We start from the raw sequence: 6,000 nt of genomic DNA, 5'->3' as shown, positions 1-6,000 counted from the left end.
TGGCCAATCTCTTGATAAAATTCCTTATCATGATTTTCGGAAGTTGCTTCTCCGCCTTTTTGGCCAATCTCTTGATAAAATTCCTTATCATGATTTTCGGAAGTTGCTTCTCCGCCTTTTTGGCCAATCTCTTGATAGAATTCCTTATCATGATTTTTGGCTGTTGTTTCTCCGCCTTTACGTCCTGCTTCTTCACGATTCATTTTACCATTGTTGTTAGTCATTAAAAATTCCTCCTTATTATTTGGATTTTCCATGAACTAGCTACATGTGTCATATACCCGCTGGAACGGTTATAAAACTAGAATCTGCTAAATACTTCAGGTCGCTTCTTCTATTTAACGGCGACTCTTTTCCGCGCCATTAAGCCCTGCTTCTCCCAGCTCATTTTTCAATCATTGGACCCGTCAGATTTGCCGCCATCACGTTGATTGGCACGTGCCTCTCCGCCTTTTTGGCCAATTTCCTGATAGAATTCCTTACCATGATTTTCGGAAGTGGCCTCTCCACCTTTTTGGCCAATCTCCTGGAAAAATTCCTTATCATGATTTTTGGCTGTCGCTTCCCCACCTTTGCGGCCAGCTTCTTCCCTGCTCATTTTTTCATTGTTGTTAGTCATTAAAACTCCTCCTTATTATTTGGATTTTTCATGAACTAGCTACAGTTTTATGTATACCCGATAGTTTGGAAATAAAACTAGAATCTATTAAAACTTTTCCATTTCAATTAGGAAAAGCATCATGAATGTTATCACTCATGATGCTCCCCGCTTTTCCTTAACCAGACTTCGGAATCCCTTCTCGCAAGCGATCTGGCAGCTCTACAAGGGTTTCATTCAAAGTATCCAATTTTGTTTCAATCCTATGAAGCAAATAAAGGGTAACAATGATCGGGAACCCAATATCACTGACAAATGGCAGGATTTGATCCACTTGTAATTCACCTCTCTTCCGGGGTGTCCTAAAAAGATGCCCTTCCCGTTCGTTAGTTCAGTTCCACTTCCTCGACATTCCGCTCGACAATTCGCGCTGCTTTCAAATCGACGAAATCTCCGGAAGATGCAACGAACACATTCCCCGCAATCAGTTGTTCCATTGCCAGTTTAATCGTATTAACATTGACCGGCTTCGGATTATCAACGGAAATCGTCGCTGTCTTCCCTTCCTCCGTAACGAAAATCATTTCCAGTACTTTAGCCATTTCAAATCACCTCCCCCCTCTTCCGACATCGTTCCAAAAGTCGATTAACCAATCAATGAACTTGTATCCACTCGAGTCACTTCCCCCATTGGATAATTCTGCACGCTTGCGATTGCAACAGCTGTCGAAAATAGCTGATCCGCCGTTGCCTCAACCTTGATGTTCGAAAATGACCTCCGCTTGAAAACAAGAGCCCCATTTTCATTTAACCCCGTCTCAAAATCAATCCGCAACGTACTTGATACTGGAATCTGGTTTGCCATGCCACTCACCCCCTTTCACACTCTATATAAACTTTTTCGGAATGAAAGTAGCATGGTCTTGAAATTTCTTCAGGAAAACGAATAAAAAGCCGCCCATCATTTGAGCAGCTTTTTATCGGTATATTAGTTTTGACTTTCAATGATAATTTGACTGTTACATCGCCAAAAATTAAAGCGGCATATTTACCTGGCCGTCTGGTTCAAAGATTCATTTTGTTTTTTCCACGCATGTTAGATGTAATGCAAATCGTAACCTGCATTTCCATTTGAAACGGTAAAACCGGGGTATCGGATAGCATAAGTTCCGTTCTCCAATTTTCAACACTGCATTAGATCAAGATGTACTTGTTAAGAATGAAAAAGTCAAAAAATATTCATCTCAGATCATTGGGGAACAAAAACACAATCAGGAAAGAACTTTACAATTTATACCGGATTAAGTAAAGACCAAAGCCCAATCGTTAAAACACAAACTAGTGAGGTAAGTCCTACAATCGACACTGAAACTGGAGTTTATTTCTATATAGAGCCTGCTAAATAAATCATAGCTTTTTCCATCCATAGTTTAAATATGGGGGACATTTAAGCCGTTTTTTATATTTGAAATTCATTTCATTTTATCTTCCCTTTAAATTACTTTTTTATAACTGACAAGTTTCATTATTTTTTTGGCGAAGTTAAATTGCATTTGGCTTTAAATGGCACGTCATGTTCTCCTTTTCCGGGAAATAATAATCACGAAAGGAAGTGGATGTTGGATGTCATTAGAATAATTTGACAGAGTAAGCGGGGAATTGCAGGATCATCTTAAATCAATTTGTGAAAAATATGACCGCAATGGCAGCATGATCGTGGAACGCGGGTCTAAGCATCCACGCATTGAATTTTATACAGAGCTGGACGACAATGAGAGGGATTACTTTTCCACGCTGTTTTTTGATCCGCATAATGAGGAATTTTATATGGAATCCTTCGAGCCGGATTTAGGGCAGATTAGCAAGGTGATCCTTTCAGATATTGAAGATATAGTCGATGCTGTCCATGAGAGCTTCCATAATTACTTGGAAGAGGATGACACCGATTATGAATATGAACTGGATGATGAATATGATGAATCGTATGATTCAGACGGCGGCGGAGATTCCGATATATACGAAATCGATGTAGATTGGGAAACGCCTGAAGTTACAGCCTATATCCAGGATAATGAAGTGGAGGTCACCTATCAATTCGGGATTGTGCAGGAAACGGGTGATGGAGTGCTGAAACGGATCAATCGGATTCGGACAGCGGATGATGACCTGATAAAGGATGAAACAAATTTCATTTTCAGCAAGGAAGAAGCTAGCACGATCATCGCCATGATAGCCAGCCATATGGATTCACTTAGCGAAATGGATTAAAAAAACCAACAAAACCTTGTCCATGGTCACCATGGACAAGGTTTCATTATATAATAATCAGTTCATATACTTCCGACAATTGAGAGACCCGTTCCGTATCACTGACTTCCTTTGCATGCTTAATTTCTTGAGGAAGAATATGGTTAAGGAGTCTGGCTTCTTTTCCACTTAGCTTATTGACGAGCTCTTCTTCTGAATGAAAGTGTCCGCTTTTGATTTTATTATAAATTTCCTGCGCTTCAGGATATTGGTCTGTATAGTTAGACAATATCTCACGTAAGTAACCGATTGTACGATCCATCATACCATCCCTCTCGAATGTTAGATTTTTGCTTACAGCTCCACCTATACCTTCCCCCATTTTTTGTTGATACATTCCTAAAAAAAAGATATCCAAGTCAATGGATACCCCTAATCAGTCTTCCTCCCAAAACAAATCATCCAATGTACGCGATAATGCTTTACAAATACCGACGCACAAACTCAATGAGGGATTATACTTCCCGGATTCAATCAATCCTATCGTTTGCCTGGAAACGCCGACAATCTTGGCCAGTTCATCTTGTGACAAGTCCTTTTCTACTCTCGCCAGCTTCAGTTTTATATTTTTCAAAGGATTCGCACCTACAATTTCTTATTATCTTCGCTATTTTTCATTCCGATTTTCTTCGCTAGCAAGTATATACCACCAAAAAACAGAAGTAAAATCGGCAAATAGATCATAACTGAAACAAACGATACCAATACAAAATACCATAGACCCTGGGAACTGCTATCCGCATAGGATACAGCACTATTCACCCCCAAAATTGTAGCGATGATGAGAGCTAAAGCAACTGTACCAAAAATGGTCTTCCTGCTCATCGGTGTTTTACTAGTCCGGTCATGCATTTCCACTTCATCCCAGAGTACACCTAAGAAAATGGAACGAGCTAAGTAATACAGCCCTCCTGCAATGATGATCACGAATTCCAGATATAACTCCCCGCTGCCTGCACCATATTTATATAGTTTGAAAAGTGCACTCACCAGGCAAATGGCCAAGATGACGTGATACATTTCTTTATAAATTTTATTTCTTACGTGCTCAACCCGCTCATCCTTGATCTTTTTCGTTCGTTTAAATAAATCCATCAACATTCGACCTCCATTTAATTCCATTACTTACTCTTATTATATGATTTATTTTACCTTTTGCAATATATATATTACATTTTATAATTTATAAATGGCAAAAGGTATAAAAAAAGGGATCCACACGTCAAGTATGGATTCCTTTTATGGTTTTACTCGTAAGTTTTGGGGATTTACTCGTGAATTCTAAGCATTTACTCGTGAGTTTTGGGGTTTTACTCGTGAGTTTTGGAGTTTTACTCGTGAATTACCTTGGCAATTATTCTTCATTAAGATGATAGCAAAGTTGAACAACGCCAGAGGAAAATCTTTTTGTATCAACCAGTTTTAGATTCAATCTCTCCTTCATGTCAATAAACAAAGGTTTTCCTTCCCCTAAAACAACAGGGTGAACAGATAACCTAAATTCATCAACCAGCCCAAATCTTATAAAAGATGTAATTAGACTTGCCCCGCCATAAAGCCAGATGTCTTTACCAGGCTTTTTCTTTAATTTATTGACTTCTTCAACAATATTATCATTTATGATTGTTACTTTATTATCCGTGCTTTTTTTTGTTTTGGAAAACATGAATTTTTCTTTGCCATGTACTAATTTCCAAATTTCTTTTTCAGTATCGGATACCTCATTTTCTGGAGTATATTGTCCCCATAAATCATAGCTCTTTCTCCCATAAAAAATTGTATCAATATCATTTAAGAAATCAATGAACCCCATTTCAGAGTCCATAATGCACCAGTCAACTTCTCCTTTCGGCCCTTCAATAAATCCATCTAAAGTAACGGCTAAATCTAAAACTATTCTTCTCGGTCTTTCGTTAATGGTCATACTTTTAGCTCCTTTGTCTTATAGAATGTCCCCTAAGGTTTCGACCGCTCAGCGATACACTTGCCCCTGACCGATGCCGGGCTTTTAAGCTTCATACAAAAGTTTCTTCCGTTTCGCTTACATGTAGTTTTATATTACAGCTTCTATCATAGTATTAAAAGATTGAATCAAAAAATTAAGGAGGCTCGCTATGAAAGCAATGGTATGCACAAAATACGGTTCACCCGATGTACTGGAACTCAAAGAGGTAGCAAAGCCTTCTCCCAAGGATAACGAAATACTGGTAAAGGTCCATGCGGCAACAGTGGCTTCAGGGGACATAAGAGTCCGGAGTTTCAAGAGCCCTTTCTTGTTATGGCTGCCGATGCGAATCTTCCTGGGTCTTAGAAAACCGCGAAAATCAATACTGGGAGTGGAGCTGGCCGGGGAGATAGAGGAAACGGGGAGGAATGTAAAAAAATTCAAAAAAGGCGACCAGGTTTTTGCCATGACTGGAATGAATTTTGGTGCCCATGCCGAATACACATGCTTACCTGAAGACGGGGCAATGGCAATTAAGCCTGTCAATGTGACCTATGAGGAAGCCGCCGCCATTTCTTTTGGAGGAACGACAGCCCTGCATTTTTTCAGAAAAGGCAATATCCAGGAAGGACAAAAAGTCCTCATCTACGGTGCATCCGGTTCGGTAGGGACTTCGGCGGTACAGCTTGCCAAATACTTTGGGACAGAAGTTACCGGAGTATGCAGTGCCGCCAATTTTGAATTGGTGAAATCGTTGGGAGCCGATAAGGTAATTGATTATACGGAAGAGGATTTTTCGAAAAGGAATGAGCGATATGATATCATCTTTGATGCAGTCGGGAAAAGTTCGAAAGCCACTTGCAAGAAAGCTCTGACCCCGAACGGACGATACGTGTCTGTTGAAGGACAAGGGATAGCAAAGATACGTACGGAAGATTTATTACTCCTCAAGGAACTTATCGAAACAGAAAAAATAAAATCGGTCATTGATAAACGATACCCGCTGGAGCAAATTCCCGAGGCTCATAGATATGTAGAAAAAGGACATAAAAAGGGAAATGTAGTCATAACCCTGGTCGATCATGATAAATCCTGACAAACCCTTGCACACTGCCGCATTTCGCGAACTTCTTTAAGCCATTTCATCTTC

At 39.7% G+C, this 6,000-nt stretch carries 10 protein-coding genes and 1 pseudogene; 2 read left to right on the top strand and 9 right to left on the bottom strand.

Features of this window, described 5'->3' with window-relative positions; all coding sequences use genetic code 11:
* The 5 genes and pseudogenes from gsiB to N9I19_RS19735 form a co-directional block, all read right to left on the bottom strand.
* Positions 1 to 224 (bottom strand): annotated as a pseudogene (gene gsiB, locus N9I19_RS19755) (glucose starvation-inducible protein GsiB); the annotation flags it as partial.
* A gap of 167 nt (positions 225 to 391) precedes the next feature.
* Entirely contained in the window at positions 392 to 619 is a 228-nt protein-coding gene (locus N9I19_RS19750) for a general stress protein (RefSeq protein ID WP_317778748.1), read from the bottom strand.
* 157 nt (positions 620 to 776) lie between these two features.
* Positions 777 to 932: a YvrJ family protein gene (locus tag N9I19_RS19745; RefSeq protein WP_057913045.1), complete on the bottom strand. Its 156-nt coding sequence runs from the start codon at positions 930 to 932 to the stop codon at positions 777 to 779.
* Positions 933 to 984: 52 nt separating this feature from the next.
* Positions 985 to 1,200, bottom strand: a complete 216-nt coding sequence (locus tag N9I19_RS19740; RefSeq protein WP_317778747.1) for a DUF2922 domain-containing protein — start codon at positions 1,198 to 1,200, stop codon at positions 985 to 987.
* 44 nt (positions 1,201 to 1,244) lie between these two features.
* Entirely contained in the window at positions 1,245 to 1,463 is a 219-nt protein-coding gene (locus tag N9I19_RS19735; RefSeq protein WP_061464650.1) for a DUF1659 domain-containing protein, read from the bottom strand.
* Positions 1,464 to 2,257: 794 nt separating this feature from the next.
* On the opposite strand from N9I19_RS19735, the gene N9I19_RS19730 reads away from it, so the two are divergent.
* On the top strand, positions 2,258 to 2,866 hold the full coding sequence (locus tag N9I19_RS19730) for a hypothetical protein (RefSeq protein WP_317778746.1): 609 nt from the start codon (positions 2,258 to 2,260) through the stop codon (positions 2,864 to 2,866).
* Between the two features lie 46 nt (positions 2,867 to 2,912).
* Here the strand turns inward: N9I19_RS19730 and N9I19_RS19725 are convergent, their stop codons facing one another.
* The 4 genes from N9I19_RS19725 to N9I19_RS19710 all read right to left on the bottom strand — a co-directional run bounded on the left by N9I19_RS19725 (position 2,913) and on the right by N9I19_RS19710 (position 4,829).
* Positions 2,913 to 3,263, bottom strand: coding sequence for a sigma-G-dependent sporulation-specific acid-soluble spore protein CsgA (locus N9I19_RS19725; RefSeq protein WP_250211702.1), 351 nt, complete (start codon positions 3,261 to 3,263; stop codon positions 2,913 to 2,915).
* Between the two features lie 18 nt (positions 3,264 to 3,281).
* A complete protein-coding gene (locus tag N9I19_RS19720; protein ID WP_063235187.1) occupies positions 3,282 to 3,479 on the bottom strand; it encodes a helix-turn-helix transcriptional regulator in 198 nt (65 codons plus the stop codon).
* 11 nt (positions 3,480 to 3,490) lie between these two features.
* A complete protein-coding gene (locus N9I19_RS19715; RefSeq protein ID WP_317778745.1) occupies positions 3,491 to 4,000 on the bottom strand; it encodes a DUF6773 family protein in 510 nt (169 codons plus the stop codon).
* Between the two features lie 259 nt (positions 4,001 to 4,259).
* Entirely contained in the window at positions 4,260 to 4,829 is a 570-nt protein-coding gene (locus N9I19_RS19710; protein ID WP_317778744.1) for a dihydrofolate reductase family protein, read from the bottom strand.
* A 190-nt stretch (positions 4,830 to 5,019) separates the two neighbouring features.
* Between N9I19_RS19710 and N9I19_RS19705 the strand changes: the two genes are divergently transcribed.
* Positions 5,020 to 5,946 (top strand): NAD(P)-dependent alcohol dehydrogenase, encoded by a 927-nt coding sequence (locus N9I19_RS19705; protein WP_317778743.1) that lies wholly within the window; start codon positions 5,020 to 5,022, stop codon positions 5,944 to 5,946.
* Positions 5,947 to 6,000: the final 54 nt, after the last annotated feature.

Source organism: Peribacillus sp. CSMR9 (genome assembly GCF_033141925.1).
In the GTDB taxonomy this organism is placed as follows: Bacteria; Bacillota; Bacilli; order Bacillales; family DSM-1321; genus Peribacillus; species Peribacillus simplex_A.
This window is presented reverse-complemented; position numbering and strand designations above follow the sequence as displayed.